Raw genomic sequence first — 17,260 nt, forward strand, 5'->3', positions numbered from 1 at the left:
GAAAAAATTTTTAAATATGGCTATCCAATCTAAATATTCAAACGCCCAGGTCGAAGCCGTTATCGCCGAGATCCTGGCAGTACTCGACAAGCACCAGGCGCCGACCGACCTCAGCCTCATGGTACTGGGCAACTGTGTCACAGATCTGCTGCTGCGTAAGGTGCCTGAGGAAGCGCGCGCCCAAGTGGCCGAGCAGTTTGCTAAGGCGTTGACCCAGTCGGTAAAAAGCTAACACTAACGGCTAAAAAAGCGGTTTTTGTGCGCAAAAAACTGGCCAATCCGCCTTAAAAAAAATTAAGATAGACAAGTATTTCAACAAATAACGGATCCCTATGATCGAGCGTAAAAAAGAGATGGGCCGTGATCGTGTGTCACGCTTAGTCAGTTGGGGGCATTGGTTTGCCTTCTTCAACGGCTTCTTGGCGATGATAGTCGGCGTCCGTTATATTGAAACCGTGGGCGCGCCCGAGTCTTGGATTGGCTGGGGCTATCTGGCCATCAGCACCCTGGGCCACTTTAGCTTCCTCGCCTTCATCGTCTATCTGGTGGTGCTGTTTCCCATCACCCTCTTACTGCCCTACTCCAAGATATTGCGCGGGCTCGCGGCCTTTGCCGCCACCCTTGGCCTGTGTATCTTGTTGTATGACACCCTGATTTACGACGATTATGGTCTGCACCTTAGTCCATTTGTGTTCGACATCGCCTGGGCCGATCTCAATGCCCTGCTACAAGGCACCTCTTATATCGTCACGCCGCTGGGGATCATCATCCTGGAGCTGACCGCCGCCAACTACCTGTGGAAACGCATAGAAAAGATCCGCAAGTCTAACTACGGCCCTAAGGTGGTGTTGGTTATCGGCCTCTGTTTCGTCAGCAGCCACCTGATTCATATCTGGGCCGACGCCGCCGATATCACAGAGATCACCCGCCTGGATGACGCCTATCCGCTCTCCTATCCTGCCACCGCGCGCTCCTTCATGGAGAGCCACGGCATAGAGAAGAGCAGCAAGGCACAAGACCCAAGCAAACTACAACCGAGTCTCAACTACCCAATATCGCCGCTGCAGTGTAGCGCCGACCCAGAGCTTAACATCTTGATGATCGCCATCGATGGCTTCAGGGCCGATCTGGTAGACAAAGAGACCATGCCGTTTCTCTACGAATACGGCAAACACAACCATGAATTTAAGCAGCACCTGAGTGGCGGCAATATGCACAACAGCGGCATGTTCTCCCTGCTCTATGGCCTGCAGGGCAGCTACATCGCCGCCAGCGATCTCAGCTATCGCTCGCCTGTGTTCACCCAGGAGCTGGCTAAACAGGGCTACACCCTAGCGCGTTTCGCCCCTGAAACCAGCAATATCGAGCCACAGGCCATCTATCAAGATATGACCTCGCACATTCAGCCCCTCACCAACGGCGTGGCCGATGCCGATATTCAATCCATCGACAGCTTTAACCAGTGGCGCATGCAGCAAGACAAGCCTTGGTTTGCCCTGCTCAACCTGCAGAGCCCTGACAGCTACGACACGCCGATCGGCTTTCTGGGTATCGAGACGGTGAAGCCGAGCACGCCGCTCAAGCCGGCGCAGAAGGTACTGTTCAACCAATACCGTCAGTCGCTCAACTTTATCGACAAGCAGCTGCAAAAGCTTATCGAGCGCCTACCGGCCAGCACCTTCGTGATGGTCACAGGCGTGTCGGGCAAGGTGTTTACCGGCGACAACGACAACCAGCGCGGCAACCTGTCACCGGCCAACGTGCATGTGCCTTTGATCATCCACTGGCCCGGCATGGAGTATGACAAGACGGTCGCCTACCCCAGCAGCCACTACGGCGTGGTGCCGACCCTGATGACTCAGCTGCTCGACTGCACCAACAAGCCGAGCGACTACAGCGCAGGGCGCAACATACTGCAACCCCAAAGCGAGAACTGGACCTATATCGGTGACAACCTGGTGTTTGGCATCTATCAGGAAGATGAGATCACAGTGATCGACAGACACGGCAAGTATCGTATCTATAACCGTGACTATAGCCAGCGTCTGCGCAACAAGAAGATCAGCGCGCCCGAACTGATCCAGGTGATGCGCGAAGGACGACGCTTCTACAATCACTAGAAACTTGAGTCACTGAACATTAGATCGCTATGCGCCAACTACTTAGGTTGAGCCGCCAGCGACTATAAACTAGCCAGTCGATCGGGCTCAACCGCCGAAACACTTGCACAGGGGCAAACGACTTGATAAAGTTCAGCCTGTTCGAAGCAGACCCCAAGTCTTTGCTGCTTTGGATAAAATCGGTATGTAGCGCAGCCCGGTAGCGCACTGTCATGGGGTGTCAGGGGTCGGAGGTTCGAATCCTCTCATACCGACCAAATACTAGAAAAGCCAGCTGACAAGCTGGCTTTTTGCTGTCTGAGATTTGTTTTTAAAGCCCCCTTAGTGCCTCGCGCCGCATGCTCCCCCCTCACCTTAGAGATATTGCAGAACCAACCCGAAGTAGGCATTGGCTGACCATTCTTCTCTTTGTTGAGGGTTTGGTGTTCGTAGTCAATAACCAGATCACCGGCTTTGTGAGGGGTGTTAGCCTGCATAGCCGCGAAGGCGATGTCATCCATCAGCCATTTACCAATGGTAAAGTCTTCAGGTCGGCCGTCCACAGCAGCAAACAAACCATCAGGCAACGCCTGAATATAGCCATGCTCTGCAACCTCAAAGGTTGCAGTGACGATACTGTTTAGTTGGCTACTAAGGGCGGCGCCCCCTAAAGCGGTGGATATTGCAGGCATAAAAAAGGCACCCTCAATTGCATTAGAGTGCCCATTTTTGCTTAAGTGTCTTACCTAGTGGATTGGGAAGGATTCGGGATTAGCTTAAAAATTTTAAATCTTTTGTTCTCTATATTTTTGCATTGTCACTAAGTTAACAAAAGGACAAAAAATGACAGGCTTATTGTTCTTACCGGTATAATGCAACTTACCAACCAACAATATATGGACACCCTGTAAGTCATCCAGCTCGGTGATTTTAAATGCACTGAGAAAATCATCGCGTATATTAGCAAAGACTTTAACACTTAGCCCTGATTTAGAATCACTTGCATTCAACCAAATTCCACCATAAGTCTCATCAAAAGAATCAACTATCAACCCCCAAAACAGATAACTCCGATCATCATCAACCGCTGGCGAGATATCATCAAAATGTACTGCAACATCCTTTATTGCTCCCTTAACTTTTAACTGACCACTTTCAGAGTAGATTTCAACTTGCTTATCTGAGTGCTTAAAATCAGGAAAACGCTTTAAGTATGATAAAATCTGTCTTAGCGTTCGAGAAACATTCGCCTCATAAGAAGAGCCTCTTCCTTTCCCCACAGCACCGCCTCGTGGAGTGATAAAACCTTCATTTGGAATAGGTGCTAATTCAACATCTGCAATTGCTCCACCAGACTTATCGCCCAGATTTACAATATAATCGGTCGCTGTTGGAACAGGATAATCAACAGACCTTCCTGATTCACTGCCGTCATCAATGACTAAATAAGATGTTCTATGTTCGCACTCACCTTGATGATGATGAGAATTAAAATGTGCAGTTCTAATTACCTTTGCTGTAGGCTTCGTTCCCGAACGAAACCACGCCGCATCATTACACCCTGTACATAACAAACTGGTTTTGTATGCCTGTTGCACTTCCTTTGCTAATCCTTCAAATTCTGTGGCAGAAAAAACTCTGCCATCCTTAGAACTAACTGCATATTCCATAGACACATATCCTTATAATTTATATTGACCAAATATACACTATTACAAAATGTTCCTAATAGCGCTGCCTTCAATCAACAAATGATTGAAAAGATATCGGATTTAATCTGAAATCTTCATCTACTTTTTGGATGGCGGAGATGGTGGTCTAGGTGTTGATGGCCTTGGCACATCTGTTGGCCTAGTGATCGGTACATCCCCTCTGACATTACGGGTACCTGGTGGTGTAGGTGGTGGCTTCTGTTCTGACATTTTAAGCTCCTTTCTTGGATAATTGGTTTCATATTATCTGCAATATAAAATGGAATTAATGAAAGTAGAATAGCGACAATCGCAACAACTATAGATACTGGAGGATCCCCTCATAATTCGGGCCTCCCAGAGGTGTTAACCAGTTTAAGAAATTCACCCCAAGCCCAGCGAAAATGCGATTCTTTGATTGAGTATTCCGGACGTCGTCTCACTTCTTTGCCGAGCCGGAGCACAGATAGCACGTTTCTGTCACGTATCGTATTGGCTTGAAACCTCCGCTGCCATCCCAGATGCCTGGCTGCCAGACCGATGCACCAAAGCAGGATTTCTGCCAACAAAGCTATCAGCAACAACACATCATAACGGCGTGGACAACGACTGCGGCTTTGTCTGAGTCCCATGCCGTATTGGGGACTTTTGAGGTCGCGAAAGGTTTCTTCTATCTGCATCCGTCTGGCATAAAGTTTGACCACCTGCGTTGACGAGAACGCCTCCGTAGGCAAGTTGGTTGCCAGTAACCAAGGCTCTTTACTGCCAAGACGGTAACTTTGTTGTGCCGTATGATTGCGTCCTGCTTTGGATGACCGCTTGTCGGCTCGATATTTCGGCGCAGCCTTGTACAGATGTAAATGACAGCGCATAGGCGATTTTCGTCCCAGTTTTACGTAACCAATATGCCGGGCTTTCGCCGTGGCGGAGGGATAAAGCGACTTATTCGACTGCCATTGGGCATGATTGGCCTGGAGAAAGCCGACATCCCCACGGACACGGCCAAGCCAAAACCAACCATATCGTTCCACCTCCCGAAACCAGGTATTGCGGTAACCCGCATCGGTGACAATCAGTGGACACACATGGGACGGCAGCACCTGTGCCAACTCCGCCAAGAAGGCGTTATGACTGCGTGGAGCATTGTAGTCGGCAAGCTTGAAAGTACGCTCATACAGGGTAACCGAGCGCCCTTGCACACTGACAGAGGCTCGCAATGTCATCATCCGCAATTGTTCACGGACATCAGACCAATCAATGAGGATTACCGGCATGGGATTAGCAACACAGAGTAACTTGGCATGCCATTGATAAATAGCGAATTTATCAGAGTGTAGATGCGGGTTGCCGAGTAGCCTGTCTATCCGTTTGATGTTGTGCTTTGGCGCCACCGCACCAGAGATATTGCGACCAAGCTGAGTGAGTGACAACTGATTGCCATCAAGTAACGCTTCTGTAGCAACCATCAGAGAATTAAGCCGTTTTTGATGTATTTGCGGGCATTGCTTTTTGAGTAAATCGTGTAAGATATGGACATCACGCATGGTGTTGGATCTGGTAGTTTTTTGGCGAAATCAATTAGATCAATCAACACCATGCGTGTCTACTGAATTGAATAAAAAGGGAATTATCTGGGGATTCCCTAGCTATAGATATATTAGCTCTATATATGTTCTCGCTACGTTGATCATTACTCTTACCAGTCTTTGTTCCAGCCTCTTTGAAAGTGTCTAATCTATATTGAGCAAACGCCTTATCAACTAGCTCATTAGATTCTCCATGATGTTTCTCTAATTCAACATAGTAGTCATCCATCTCTTCAGGACTTGCGACTAAACAATCGGAATACTTAAACAAATACAAACATAGAAAAACAAATGAAATTAATATAGCTATCATTGCTATTGCAAAAAGTTCCCAAAAAACTACAGCTAACCCGCTACTAAAGACAGGGATGTTCTGAACAATGTATGCAACTAATCCGGATAATGCTAACAAAATAGCGAATGGAAAGTTTAATCTTGCATGAATTCTATCTCTACGCTCGATTTCTTGAGTATAAAGATTTTGATAAAGTTCTATTCTTGATTCCACGTCCATATGCTTTCCATCAGATAAATAAACTTAAGTATCGATTGTAGCCTAGTTTAAACCCCGTTTAAATCTTCGTTAAAGCGTTTAACCCCTCTCACTGTGAGCCAAGATAGTCAGTAGCACAAAGCAAGGCCACTGAGACGTTTTTAGGTTTTGATATGCTTTAGCTAAAGACTTAGAATCATTGTCATCCATTTTGTCCCCCATGGAAGGCACATGACAACCAATCCTACAAAGCCAGATCTAAAAACTATCCAGCAGACCACACCCGATGTGAACAAAGACTTCTCATTTAAGTGGTTAATCATTCTGCTTGCCCTACTAGGTGCATGTATTCTTGCGCTCTACTTCATGAACTTCAGCGGTAGCTGGGGTAACCAAGCAGACTTTGGCGCTTTCGGTGACTATGTGGGTGGGGTGCTTAATCCAGTGCTCGGGTTCGCTACCGTTGGCCTACTGATCTGGTCACTTAAAATGCAACGCGATGAGCTATCCCTGTCACGGCAAGAGCTAGCTTTAACCCGTCAAGAACTGGCTGAGACTAAAGAAGAAACCGCGCTCAGTCGTCAGGCTATGGAAGCGCAAGTAAATCATGTAAAAGTCGAAGCAGAGTTAAATGAACTTACAAGACTGTTAGATCGCTCTCAAACAAAATATGAAACCTTGATAGGTATGCGATTTCCCTTAACAAGCTTCCGTACTTCCCCATCAAGCCAGACGATGCTCGATGACACCTACAAATCACTATTAGAACGTAAAATAAAAAATATGTCCGCGAATACAGCTAACAGCTTAGTTAACGCCTCAACTAAGAACAGCGATATAGTTTTACATTTAAACCTGATTCGACGAGAAGCCATTTTATTTGCCGACTTAGCGCTCAAATATTACTCCATCAATAATAGCGCTGAATTTGCAAGGGCATACCTATTCGACGCTTTAGATATTCTCAACTTAGTAAACCGCATTTATCCTGATGACATTACAAAAAATCGCGTCGAAGGAATAAATTATGTCTTAGTAAACATCTCAAATATTTTAGCAGAAATGCCCCAATCAAAATCGACTCAATAGATGCTTTTAACCAAACTTCCCAAATTAAGCTTCAATTGTTATCACGCACTCACTTAGAATATTTCCGAACGAAAGTAAGGTAGTACTGGCCGCACGATTTGAAGCGTTCCCTAACGCGAACAAGCAACATCGCAACCACAAAAGAGTGATAAGAAACATTTAGTTAGCATTTAACTTGGGATTCCCTTACACTCCTATTTAAGCGTGTCAGTATCGATACAGGCCTTGAAAAAGGGTCAGAAGCGGCCGACGAAAGCCTATTAAGGGCGCCGGCAGAGAGCATCCGCTGTGGCAGTTCTGTCAGCATTTTCTGCGTCATCTGCGTTATCTGCATCGTCAATGAAAGATTAGGGAAGAAAGTAATTGATCAATAAGAATCATCTTGGGTTTGCCTTGCTACTGGGTCTACTGGGCTTGCTGGTCAACCTGGCACCTATTCCCCTGTTTGGTAACCAACAGCTGATCATTGGTAACCTCTTCTTCGTGATCGTGGCCATCTTCCTCGGCCCCTGGTATGCCCTGTTAACCTCGCTGCTTTGTGCCACCGGCCTCTATATCGCCTGGGACAGCTGGCACATGTTCCTGCTGTTCCCGTTAGAGGCGCTGTGGCTGGGCTATGCGCGGCGCAAAGAGTTCTACACCCTGTATGCGGATATCACCTTCTGGCTCTTGCTGGGCATGCCGCTCTTCTATCTGTACGCCAACCTGGTGTTTCAGATGCCCAACAGTTACATGACCTTTATCACCCTCAAGCAGGGAATTAACGGCATGCTCTATACGGCGCTCGGCGCCATCTGCGTCACCATGCTGCCCAGCCAGCTACATATCGACGGCAAGCTGATAAATAAGAAGCGCAAGAGCTTCAACGCCCAACTCACCTACACCTTTACCCAGGTGTTGACCCTAGCCCTGTTGGTATCGGCACTGATCTTCAACAACAACTCCATCGATCAACAGCAGCGGGATGTAAAACTTAACCTGGAAGACTCGGCCGCCCACCTTGGCAAGGCCACAGAGAGCTTTATCGAGGGGCACATCAGCGCCATAGACAACGCGGCGCGCTGGCTGAGCCTGTCTAACTATGATGCGGCCCAGTGGCAGAGCCTGTTGTCTAAGCTGCACCAGAGTTACCCGTTTTTTATCTCTATGCTGATAGCCGACGACAAGGGGTTTATCTCGGCGGCCAGCCCCATCTCACGCCTGGGCAAGGAGACAGTTAAAAACAAAGATCTCAGCATCAGCGACAGGCACTATTTTCAGGAGGCCTTCTACAATCAGCTGACCTTTATCTCTCCGGCCTTCCTGGGGAGGGGTTTTGGTACAGATCCCATAGTCGCCATCAGTGCGCCGCTCTATTCCAAGGACAACCCGGTCAGCCCCATAGGGATCATCGAAGGCTCGCTGAACCTTACCAAGTTCGCCAGTATCGATGAACGCAACCGTGAGTTTAACGAGCAGGCCATGGTGCTCACCGACGAGAACGGCCTGGTGATCTATGCCTCGGAGATGCTCGACCTGGCGCCCTTGACCCCGCTTAAGGTTTCCACCTCGGGGCAGCGCTATCGCACCAGCCTGAACATGATCAACTTTCGCAATCTCGACAGCTTTAACCCTGAGTTCGCCTACGCCAAATATGTGCTGAAAAATGGCTGGTCACTCTATGTGGTGATGCCCTTCTCGCCGCTGGTGAAGCAGGTGGAGCAGCAGTACCTGACCACCTTCAGCCTGCTGTTTATTGCCTTCATCATCACCATCTTGCTGATCAAGGTGATCAGTAATCGCCTGACCCAGCCGCTTGAGACCATCGCCAAGAAATTTAGCCAGTGGGGCATGGCCGAACATCAGGATGAGGCGATGACAGACACCACGCCCCAGGAGATCTATGCCCTCTCCAGCAGCATTCAGAAGAGTAAGCAGGAGCTGATCAGCTACCAGCTGGAGCTGGAGGAAAAGGTGGCAATGCGTACGGTTGAGCTGGAAGATGCCAACCTCAAGTTGCAGGCGCTGGCAGAGCGCGATGAGCTGACTCAACTGTACAACCGCCGCTATGTGGAAAATCATTTCGGCAATATTCACGATATGTGCAAGCGCAGCTATGCGGCGCTGGCGTTCTGCATCATAGATATCGACCACTTTAAGAAGATCAACGACACCTATGGCCACCAGATAGGCGATAGCGCCCTCATCGCCCTGGCCGAACTGATGAAGCAGTTCTTTAAGCGGGACACGGATATTGTCTCTCGCTATGGTGGTGAAGAGTTTTTGGTGGTGTTGCCCCAGTGCAACGCCCTGCTGGTAGAGCAGCATCTGAATCAGTTTAAGGAACTGGTCGCGGAGCATCAGATTGAGGTGCCGGGCCAGGAAGCGATCAGCCTGACCGTGAGTATCGGCGCGGTGATCAGCAATGCCGGCTACATGAACGACATAGATCACTGGTTTAAGATGGCCGATCTTAACCTCTACGAGGCCAAGGAAAATGGTCGCAACCGGGTGATCTGCTCCCTGCTGTCGGCCGAAGATCAGCTAAGCTAACCTTGGCTTTTTAACCTAGTCTCTCTTACCGAGCCAGGCCTTCTGTTAACGAGCCAGGCTTTGCCGCAAAGGCCGCTGGCTCATTTGAAGGCGTGGCATTAGCCCCTTGGCGCGCCTGGATAAAGCTATCCACCCGCGCTAACAGATAAGGGAAGAAAGGATTCCATTTCTGCCTGAGCACCTCCGCTGCCGACACGCCCAGCACGCCGCGCTCCCCGCGGGTAGCTGCCGCGCCAATCTGCACCCTGTGACTCCCCTTGACGAACGCCGTGCCGTACAGGTTATCGCTCGCGGGATAAGGCAGGGCCACATGGGAGAGCGAATAGATGCCCGCCGGCCAATTGAGCCCTAAGGGCTGATGAACAACCACTTTCCCAGGCCTATACCTGCTGGCCTCGACCTCGTCGAGACTCTTTAGCGGCTCGTTTTGTGACGGCTTATGATGTGACGGTTCGCTTTGCGCAATCAACTCCTGCTCTCTCTCCTGATTCCGCTCCGGAACAGCTTGGCGATTCTGCACCAGAGTCAGATCGAACCTGGGGGCATCGAGACTGAGGGAAGGCAACAAGGCGGTCAGCGGATCGCTCACCACCAGGGCCAGGCTCAGGGGTTGGCGATTGATATCAAACAGCACCAGCTGATGCTGTTTCGAAGGCAGACGCCCATAGAGATTACTCACCACAGCCGGCGTCGAGACAGTAGCGTCGGCCACCGACTGAAAGGTTAAGATATCCGCAAGCTCGGCCAATTGCTCCTGGGGCATCGCCTGCATCAGCTGTTGATTGCGCTCTGCCAGCTGATAGACCACATCGCCGGCATTGACGGCGAACGAGTTGTATTTAAAGGGATCGTACTCGGTCTGAATCGAGTTCCAGCTCAGCTTCTCCAGCCCCAACAGCCGCCCTAACCTGTCCTGCCACTTGGCACCGGCCGCCACCGGCGACAGGCCTATGGCCGGCGAGAGGAAGATCATGCCGCGGTAACTCAGCGTCGAATTATGCGCGAGTCGCTCGAGCTCATGGTTTAACGCCAGCGCCGCACCGGTCGAGAAGGCCACCACATAGAGCGGCTTATCACCCAGTTGCTGCTTGAGATGCTGGGTCGCCAGCTCCACCGCCCTGGCCATCTCCTGCCACTTAAGCTCCACCAAGCCAGAGGGTATGGTGCCGTGGCCCGGCAATCTTAGCCCCAGCAGGTGAGCGCGCCCCTTAAAATGCTCGGCAAAGTGCGACAAGGCATAGGGAGAGTCTGACATGCCGTGCAGCAACAGGACCCCAAATTCGGCATCTGGCTTGGCCCACTCATAACTACGATTCCAGGCCTTAGGCCAGTTGTCTGGGTCGGCAAAGCTGCCATGCCAATAGCGATTGAGGGGCTGATCCAGGTGTTGGGTGCGGCTATAGATCTTACTCTCCACCTCCTCGAACAGCTTGGCCTCCAGCGTCTGATAGGCAGGGAAATCGTCTACCTCGCTATCGAGGCGAAACTGATGCTCGAGCATGGTCGAATGCCAGATGGACAGGTCGGGACGGGCATTTAGAAACCAGACCCCAAAGGCGAGCGCGGCCGCGATAATGCCGAGACAGGCATAGGTGACGGCGATGGAAAGATGTTTTGTCGAGTGAATCAGCAATGTTTTCATGAGAAATGACCGCTAGGCTCCATGTGCGCGCTCACGCGCTGCAAGTCCGTTAACCATTAACATACACGGCTTTATTGCGTAAACTCCAGTCCCAAAGCCCAAGGAATAAAGATTATGTCTAAGAATGTGAAGCCCTTAGGGCAGGATGGCGCCAAACGCTGCTTTTATCTGCCAACGCCTCCCCTTCTGCCTGCCGACTGGCAACTTGCCCAGCCAGCCGACTTAAATAAAGCTGATATAGAAAGCGCTAGCTTAAATATAGGCAGTTTAGAGAGTCTGATCGCCCTCAACGGCAATAACTGGCGCAAGATCTTAGTGATCATGGCAAAATTGAGTGCGCCGGACGACGACTGGCGCGGCTACATGGGCAGTCTATTAAGAAATGACGAGCAGATACGTTTCGGCGCCGATGCCCTGTCACCCATGGCCAAGGAACATTATGTCTGTGGCCAGCAGAGCGCCATCGCCCTGGGCTTGACGCCTTTGAATGAGCCAAAGACCTTTACACACCAGCAAGAAAACGATAATCAAATCTACCTGCTGCCCTATCTGGATTATCGCCAGTGTCCCAACGCCCTGATAGCGGATTTACGTAAGCTTCGCAAATCGCTCACCGACTAGCCGATTAGTCCTCAACCCAACAGGCCTCACCAAAGAAAAAGGCGCCCGAGGCGCCTTTATCGATTCTGTTTGCCGTGACTCATTCAGCTAGATGAGTCATGGCGGCGCTAGTCGTATAGCGTCGGAATAGGCTTACGCTTGTGCTGGGTCGCGTTGTAGATGGCGATCAGGCGCGCCTCGACCGCGGCATCTACCGGCTTACCTTCGAGGAAATCATCTATCTGATCATAGGTCAGGCCCAGGGCGACTTCATCTTCGAGCTGTGGCTTATCACACTCGAGATCCGCCGTCGGCGCCTTATCGACCAGCACGCTAGGTGCGCCCAGTGCCGCTGCCAGCTGACGCACCTGACGCTTGCTCAGACCAAACAGCGGCGCCAGATCGCAGGCACCGTCACCCCACTTGGTGTAGAAGCCGGTGATATTCTCGGCGCTGTGGTCGGTGCCAACTACCAGGCCACCAGTCAGGCCGGCGATCTCATATTGGGCGATCATACGCATTCTGGCCTTCACGTTACCCTTTACGAAATCGACATTGCTGTGGGGATGAGAGATGACGCCGGCCACTTCGAGGCCCGCCAGCGTCTGATGATGGATTCCTTCGACCCCTTCACCTATGTTGACCGTCACCAGCTTACTGGGCTGAATGAACTGACAGGCCATCTGCGCCTCATCTTCATCCTTCTGCACCTTGAAGGGCAGACGCACCGCGATAAACTGATAACTGCCTTCATATTCGCCTTCACTGTTCAGCTCATCCACCGCTAGCTGGCACAGACGGCCCGCCAGTGAGGAGTCTACCCCACCGCTGATCCCCAGCACGAGACTGGTGGCGCGCGCCTCTTTGAGTTTCGCTTTGATAAAGGCGATACGTCTTTGCACCTCATATTCCACCTCGATATGCGGCTGCACCTTCATTTCACGTATGATCTGTCCTTTCACTGGTCCGACTCCACTTAGGTTAACTGTCAGCATGATTCTAAGCTGACCATTATGAGCCAAATCCTCGGGAAATTCACGACCTAAGCTCGCCCCAATCCAATAAATGGGTCGAGAGGCTGCAATTATTTACTAGTCAGGGGAAAACGCCCTGATCTACACTGGCTAATCAGACGATCGGAGGGGCCGGTCAGGAGTCAAGCGAAGCGGGATGATGGCAACAAGCGCGGTAGAGAAGATAGATTATTGGCAGGCGAGCATCTTGAAAGAGATGGAGCTTAGCCGCGCGCAATTTACCCATTTCGCCTTCGAGAAACATGTGCATCTGGACTACCACATAGGCGTGGTCTGCCATGGCGGCCAACGCTATCACCACAGGGGCAGCGAGTATCGACTGACGCCGGGCAACATATCCACCCTCAACCCAGACGAGAGCCACAACGGCCAGAGTATCGCCGATGGCGGCTATGAGGCGCTGGTGATGTCTCTGCCCACCAGCTATGTGCAGCAGGTGGGCGAGGCGCTCAACCAGGGCGAGCTCTATTTCAGCACGCCTATCCTAGACGACCCTAAGCTGAGGGCCTATTTCATCCGCCTGCACAGGCAACTGACCCTGCATCAGGCAAACATCACGCCGCTGGAGGCGGAGACCTTGCTGCTAGGTTTTATCAGCGAGCTGTTTTATCACCATGGCAAGCTACGTAACCTGCCGAGCAGTCAGGCCAGGTTAAGCGGTGCCCAGCTGGACAACATCAAGCAGCAGTTCCATCAAGGGCTGGATCAGGAGTTCGAGCTGGAGCCGCTGGCGCTCTCCATCGGTTTGAGTAAGTTTCAATTCTTACGTCAATTCAAGGCGGCCACCGGCATGACGCCCCACGCCTACCTGAAACGCCTGCGGCTGGAATACGCCAAGAAGGCGCTGATGCGAGGCGACAGCGCCATCAGCACCGCCTATGACTTAGGGTTCTTCGATCAGAGCCATTTCAACAAGGCGTTCAAGCGGGCATTTTTGATCACCCCGGCCCATTTTCAGAAACGGGTCACGCCCTGATAGGTTAGTGATAGGTTAGTGATAGGTTAGCCCACAGACAAAAAACATCTGGCCTAACAGCAAACGCGCAATATTTTACAATCCCGGCGCCGCGGATAGGCTTACTATGGCAACATCGATTTAAATTTAACGCGTGAGAGCTCAACACAGATGGAACTACAGCTGCAACTGCTTTTCTCTTTGGCCGTCATACACACGGTCGCCCTGGCCAGTCCAGGCCCGGATTTCGCCCTGGTGGTCAGGCTGGCCGCTCAAGAGCACAGACGCACGGCGGTCGCCGCCGCGCTGGGCCTGGCGGTAGCCATCACGCTACACACGCTGCTGAGCCTCACCGGGGTAAGCCTTATCATCAAGGGCTCCCCTAACCTCTTCATGGCGGTGCAGCTGATTGGTGCCAGCTACCTGGGCTGGATGGGCATAGGCGCGATACGCGCCGCCATCGCCCACTGGCGCGATGAGGCGCATCTGAATGCGGCAAGTAAGGCCGGTCGTGGACTCGGTGCGGCTCAGGGATTCATGCAGGGAGTCTCCACCAACCTGCTCAACCCCAAGGCGCTGGTATTTTTCATCACACTATTCTCGACCCTGATCACCCCTGAGGTGACCCTGAGCACTAAGGTGGCCGCCACCGCCATGATGTTCGCCCTCTCTTTGGGGTGGTTTAGCCTGATCGCCCTGGTGCTCTCTCATCCCAAGATGCAGCTCAAAATGAAAAGAGCAACCCCACTGATCAACCTGTTGACCGGATTGCTCTTTATCTTCGTCGCCGGAGTCATTCTCAGCGGCGCCCTCGGCCGTTAAGCTCTCGCCCGTGAAGACCTTGGCCGTGAAGACCTTGACCGTGAAGCCCTCGGCCGTAAATACAGCGGCGCCCGGGCTTACTCGGGCGAGGGTCTAGCTCAGCCCTGGCTGCGGATATAATCCAGCGCCGAGCTTACCGCCATTACCTGGGCCTGGATACAGTTTTCATCGTCCACCAACGGACTGTCTGGATAGACCTCGGTAGTGGTGTTGTATCTGGCATCGCTAAAGCCGCTGCACAGGCCCAGCGCCTTGGTCGCGTAATTGATCACCCCAAACTGAGTGATGGGCTCGCCTATCAATCGTCCCTGCTCATCGGCGGGGGCGATATGGGTCACCTTAGCCACGGCCGCTATGATGGCCGCCTGCATCTCATCGTTAGGGTTCTCGCTATCACCCACCAGATAGAAGCCGTCGGGAATATTCCAGTTAGTCTGCACCTTGGCATCTCTTGCAGCTAAAGCTGGGCGAAACTCGCTATTATCTGTGTCTGTGGTCTCATGCAGGTCGATATGTGCCATCAAGGGCAGGTTAAAGCTCGCCACCCATTGCATCAGGGCGCGGGACTCCTGAGCCGGGCTGTCGGCATAGAAGGAACGGTTTGGGTCAATCGCCTCGGGGTTCCAGCGATTGATGGTCTCATAGCCCCAAGGGCTGACACAGGGGGCCACCAGAATATTGAAGTCGTGGCTGTACTCGGCGGCCTTGGCGATCAAGAAACGCAGCGCGCCCTGCACGCCACTGGTCTCGTAGCCATGGACGCCGCCGGTAACTAAGATAGTGGGCTTAGCCTGATCCCAGTCGCGGGATTTAAAGCCATAGAGCGGATACAGACCCTCGGCATAGTCAAGCTCGCCATATTGCTGCGCCTCAAAGCTCTCGCTCACCTGGCTGAACTTGCTCAGCACTTCCTGCTCATAGGAGCGCTTCTTCTGCTGCGCGGCGCGCCACTTTGCTTTTTCCGCATCGCCCCAGGGCTTACCCACCTCACCAATCCAATAACCTTGTTGCTCTGTCATCTTATCTTCCATCTTGTTGTCTGCCTCGGCCAAGCCGCCCGCTGTTGGCGGGGCCACATTCCCCCATGATACCTAAACTCGGCGCGCCTGTGAGCAAGCTTAAGAAAATTCAACTCGCCAGGCTTTGTAAACCCAGCCGTAAAATCGCAGCCAAGGTGAAATGAAAGACGCCAAGAGGGTCGCAAACAGATGCCCTTAGGATAGGCAGGGCCCGGATTCTTTGTTAGGATCGCCGCCGAGGAGAGACGATGAAAATTTTTAGTTACCAGCCCCCGGCTATTCCCTGGCTCGATATACGCTACCAAGATCGCGACATCATCATAATCAACAAGCCATCTGGCCTGTTGTCTAATCCAGGCCGCGCCGCACAGACCCATGACTGCGCCATCAACCGCCTGTTGCAGCGTTTTCCTGAAGCCATCCTGGTGCACAGGCTCGACTGCGCCACCTCTGGCATCATGGTGTTCGCCCTCAACAAGAAGGCCGAGTCTCACCTCAAGACCCAGTTTCAAAACCGCACCACAGAAAAATATTATGTGGCCGAGGTTGCGGGCCTGATGAGCCAGGACAGTGGCAAGATAGAGTTGGCGATGAAACCCGATAGCGAGCAACCGCCGCTACAGAAGATTGCCGAGGATGGCAAACCGGCGACCACCTATTTTGAGGTGCTGGAACGGCGCAGCAACAGCACTCTGGTGAAGCTCAAGCCGATCACGGGGCGAACCCACCAGCTCAGGCTACACATGAAGGCGCTGGGCCACACCATACTGGGTGACGATTTCTATGGCGACGAAGCCATTATTGCCGCCGCGCCGCGTCTGCACCTGCATGCCGAGCACCTGAGTATCACTCATCCCTACAAGCAGAGCAGACTGAGCTTCTCGAGTCTGCATCCCTTCTAAAGCCTTTGCTTTTCAGGAGGCGACTCTCAGGAGTAGTAAAGCTAGACACAAAAAAGGCGCCTATCTGGCGCCTTTCTTCTTAGCTTATGCCGCGCGTTTGGCGGTATAGAAGCATTCACTGCTGTTGCAGAATTGCAGGTTGTTGTCGTCGGAGAGCAGGAAGTATTCGCCGAACAGGTTACCACCGAGATCTTCGAGCTTGAGACCGTTATCAAGTCTAGTTGCCTGCATCTCATCAAAACTATGGCAACCATCGTTATACCAGGTCTCTAGAAACAGCTTATCGCCTTGACGATAAAGGGTGATCTTGTCGCCCAGAGAGGGGCGCTCATCTATCCACTGGCCAATAATTTCGCGTGTTTCCATATCTTGCTCCTGCCAACGTAAACGTTTGCGCTTTTCAACAACCGACATTTCGATAACTTGAAGTAATGACTGTGAACCGTTAGCACTGGCATTGCCTAACATTACCCTAAGCTCAGAACTCATATTTATTTAACCTCTAAATTACCGCAAATGTTACAACATTGTGAAAAAGCAACCATAAACCAACAAGTTAAACCGACTTGTCGTCTCCTTTGTGTGAAATTGTAACCTAGAGCGGAAATAAAAACGCGATCTAAATCACTTTTAATGCATTATTTAAGTAAAGTGTAATACAAATTTTTTTCAACACGCCAAAGCCGTCACTCTCTAAACCTTATCGGCCGCATCGGCTCATGCCATGAGGGCTAAATAGGTCCAAACACAAATCCAGACATACGATTCAGGCACAAAACCAGTTAAAAAAGCCAGA

16 protein-coding genes and 1 tRNA gene are annotated in these 17,260 nt (G+C 51.5%); 9 read left to right on the forward strand and 8 right to left on the reverse strand.

Features of this window, described 5'->3' with window-relative positions; genetic code table 11:
- Positions 1 to 16: 16 nt before the first annotated feature.
- The 3 genes from K0H81_RS12515 to K0H81_RS12525 all read left to right on the forward strand — a co-directional run bounded on the left by K0H81_RS12515 (position 17) and on the right by K0H81_RS12525 (position 2,377).
- Entirely contained in the window at positions 17 to 232 is a 216-nt protein-coding gene (locus tag K0H81_RS12515; RefSeq protein WP_011865270.1) for a YejL family protein, read from the forward strand.
- 100 nt (positions 233 to 332) lie between these two features.
- Positions 333 to 2,120, forward strand: a complete 1,788-nt coding sequence (locus K0H81_RS12520) for a DUF3413 domain-containing protein (RefSeq protein ID WP_220058539.1) — start codon at positions 333 to 335, stop codon at positions 2,118 to 2,120.
- A 180-nt stretch (positions 2,121 to 2,300) separates the two neighbouring features.
- Positions 2,301 to 2,377: transfer RNA gene (locus K0H81_RS12525), tRNA-Pro, on the forward strand.
- Here K0H81_RS12525 and K0H81_RS12530 read toward each other — a convergent pair.
- The 4 genes from K0H81_RS12530 to K0H81_RS12545 form a co-directional block, all read right to left on the reverse strand.
- Positions 2,366 to 2,791, reverse strand: a complete 426-nt coding sequence (locus tag K0H81_RS12530) for a phage protease (RefSeq protein WP_258406282.1) — start codon at positions 2,789 to 2,791, stop codon at positions 2,366 to 2,368. The genes K0H81_RS12525 and K0H81_RS12530 overlap by 12 nt on opposite strands.
- 93 nt (positions 2,792 to 2,884) lie before the next feature.
- Positions 2,885 to 3,769, reverse strand: a complete 885-nt coding sequence (locus tag K0H81_RS12535; RefSeq protein ID WP_220058540.1) for a hypothetical protein — start codon at positions 3,767 to 3,769, stop codon at positions 2,885 to 2,887.
- A gap of 362 nt (positions 3,770 to 4,131) precedes the next feature.
- Entirely contained in the window at positions 4,132 to 5,334 is a 1,203-nt protein-coding gene (locus tag K0H81_RS12540; RefSeq protein WP_220058389.1) for an IS4 family transposase, read from the reverse strand.
- Between the two features lie 43 nt (positions 5,335 to 5,377).
- The gene (locus tag K0H81_RS12545) at positions 5,378 to 5,890 is read right to left on the reverse strand and encodes a hypothetical protein (RefSeq protein WP_220058541.1); all 513 of its coding nucleotides are present in this window, start codon (positions 5,888 to 5,890) and stop codon (positions 5,378 to 5,380) included.
- Positions 5,891 to 6,100: 210 nt separating this feature from the next.
- On the opposite strand from K0H81_RS12545, the gene K0H81_RS12550 reads away from it, so the two are divergent.
- Entirely contained in the window at positions 6,101 to 6,958 is an 858-nt protein-coding gene (locus K0H81_RS12550; protein ID WP_258406283.1) for a hypothetical protein, read from the forward strand.
- Between the two features lie 363 nt (positions 6,959 to 7,321).
- Positions 7,322 to 9,490: a sensor domain-containing diguanylate cyclase gene (locus K0H81_RS12555; protein ID WP_220058542.1), complete on the forward strand. Its 2,169-nt coding sequence runs from the start codon at positions 7,322 to 7,324 to the stop codon at positions 9,488 to 9,490.
- A 25-nt stretch (positions 9,491 to 9,515) separates the two neighbouring features.
- Here K0H81_RS12555 and K0H81_RS12560 read toward each other — a convergent pair whose 3' ends face one another.
- The gene (locus K0H81_RS12560; protein WP_220058543.1) at positions 9,516 to 11,132 is read right to left on the reverse strand and encodes an alpha/beta hydrolase; all 1,617 of its coding nucleotides are present in this window, start codon (positions 11,130 to 11,132) and stop codon (positions 9,516 to 9,518) included.
- 114 nt (positions 11,133 to 11,246) lie between these two features.
- Between K0H81_RS12560 and K0H81_RS12565 the strand changes: the two genes are divergently transcribed.
- Positions 11,247 to 11,753 (forward strand): DUF6942 family protein, encoded by a 507-nt coding sequence (locus tag K0H81_RS12565; RefSeq protein ID WP_220058544.1) that lies wholly within the window; start codon positions 11,247 to 11,249, stop codon positions 11,751 to 11,753.
- Between the two features lie 107 nt (positions 11,754 to 11,860).
- Here the strand turns inward: K0H81_RS12565 and nadE are convergent, their stop codons facing one another.
- On the reverse strand, positions 11,861 to 12,694 hold the full coding sequence (gene nadE, locus K0H81_RS12570) for an NAD(+) synthase (RefSeq protein ID WP_086023616.1): 834 nt from the start codon (positions 12,692 to 12,694) through the stop codon (positions 11,861 to 11,863).
- Positions 12,695 to 12,902: 208 nt separating this feature from the next.
- On the opposite strand from nadE, the gene K0H81_RS12575 reads away from it, so the two are divergent.
- On the forward strand, positions 12,903 to 13,742 hold the full coding sequence (locus tag K0H81_RS12575) for an AraC family transcriptional regulator (RefSeq protein ID WP_220058545.1): 840 nt from the start codon (positions 12,903 to 12,905) through the stop codon (positions 13,740 to 13,742).
- Between the two features lie 150 nt (positions 13,743 to 13,892).
- A complete protein-coding gene (locus K0H81_RS12580) occupies positions 13,893 to 14,543 on the forward strand; it encodes a LysE family translocator (protein WP_220058546.1) in 651 nt (216 codons plus the stop codon).
- Between the two features lie 98 nt (positions 14,544 to 14,641).
- Here K0H81_RS12580 and K0H81_RS12585 read toward each other — a convergent pair whose 3' ends face one another.
- Complete coding sequence (locus K0H81_RS12585; RefSeq protein WP_220060851.1) at positions 14,642 to 15,562, reverse strand: M14 family metallopeptidase; 921 nt, start codon at positions 15,560 to 15,562, stop codon at positions 14,642 to 14,644.
- Between the two features lie 248 nt (positions 15,563 to 15,810).
- On the opposite strand from K0H81_RS12585, the gene K0H81_RS12590 reads away from it, so the two are divergent.
- Positions 15,811 to 16,464, forward strand: coding sequence for an RluA family pseudouridine synthase (locus K0H81_RS12590; RefSeq protein ID WP_220058547.1), 654 nt, complete (start codon positions 15,811 to 15,813; stop codon positions 16,462 to 16,464).
- Between the two features lie 84 nt (positions 16,465 to 16,548).
- Here the strand turns inward: K0H81_RS12590 and K0H81_RS12595 are convergent, their stop codons facing one another.
- Positions 16,549 to 16,953 carry a hypothetical protein gene (locus tag K0H81_RS12595; RefSeq protein WP_011865258.1) on the reverse strand — a complete coding sequence of 135 codons (405 nt, stop codon included), beginning with the start codon at positions 16,951 to 16,953 and terminating at the stop codon, positions 16,549 to 16,551.
- Between the last annotated feature and the right edge of the window lie 307 nt (positions 16,954 to 17,260).

Source organism: Shewanella halotolerans (assembly GCF_019457535.1).
GTDB classification, from domain to species: domain Bacteria; phylum Pseudomonadota; class Gammaproteobacteria; order Enterobacterales; family Shewanellaceae; genus Shewanella; species Shewanella halotolerans.

What these genes read in the sequence shown, in the direction of transcription:
- K0H81_RS12515 (WP_011865270.1), top strand. Translation starts at nt 17, where the DNA reads ATGGCTATCCAATCTAAATATTCAAACGCCCAGGTCGAAGCCGTTATC.
- K0H81_RS12520 (WP_220058539.1), top strand. Translation starts at nt 333, where the DNA reads ATGATCGAGCGTAAAAAAGAGATGGGCCGTGATCGTGTGTCACGCTTA.
- K0H81_RS12530 (WP_258406282.1), bottom strand. Translation starts at nt 2,791, where the DNA reads ATGCCTGCAATATCCACCGCTTTAGGGGGCGCCGCCCTTAGTAGCCAA.
- K0H81_RS12535 (WP_220058540.1), bottom strand. Translation starts at nt 3,769, where the DNA reads ATGGAATATGCAGTTAGTTCTAAGGATGGCAGAGTTTTTTCTGCCACA.
- K0H81_RS12540 (WP_220058389.1), bottom strand. Translation starts at nt 5,334, where the DNA reads ATGCGTGATGTCCATATCTTACACGATTTACTCAAAAAGCAATGCCCG.
- K0H81_RS12545 (WP_220058541.1), bottom strand. Translation starts at nt 5,890, where the DNA reads ATGGACGTGGAATCAAGAATAGAACTTTATCAAAATCTTTATACTCAA.
- K0H81_RS12550 (WP_258406283.1), top strand. Translation starts at nt 6,101, where the DNA reads ATGACAACCAATCCTACAAAGCCAGATCTAAAAACTATCCAGCAGACC.
- K0H81_RS12560 (WP_220058543.1), bottom strand. Translation starts at nt 11,132, where the DNA reads ATGAAAACATTGCTGATTCACTCGACAAAACATCTTTCCATCGCCGTC.
- K0H81_RS12565 (WP_220058544.1), top strand. Translation starts at nt 11,247, where the DNA reads ATGTCTAAGAATGTGAAGCCCTTAGGGCAGGATGGCGCCAAACGCTGC.
- K0H81_RS12575 (WP_220058545.1), top strand. Translation starts at nt 12,903, where the DNA reads ATGATGGCAACAAGCGCGGTAGAGAAGATAGATTATTGGCAGGCGAGC.
- K0H81_RS12580 (WP_220058546.1), top strand. Translation starts at nt 13,893, where the DNA reads ATGGAACTACAGCTGCAACTGCTTTTCTCTTTGGCCGTCATACACACG.
- K0H81_RS12585 (WP_220060851.1), bottom strand. Translation starts at nt 15,562, where the DNA reads ATGACAGAGCAACAAGGTTATTGGATTGGTGAGGTGGGTAAGCCCTGG.
- K0H81_RS12590 (WP_220058547.1), top strand. Translation starts at nt 15,811, where the DNA reads ATGAAAATTTTTAGTTACCAGCCCCCGGCTATTCCCTGGCTCGATATA.
- K0H81_RS12595 (WP_011865258.1), bottom strand. Translation starts at nt 16,953, where the DNA reads ATGAGTTCTGAGCTTAGGGTAATGTTAGGCAATGCCAGTGCTAACGGT.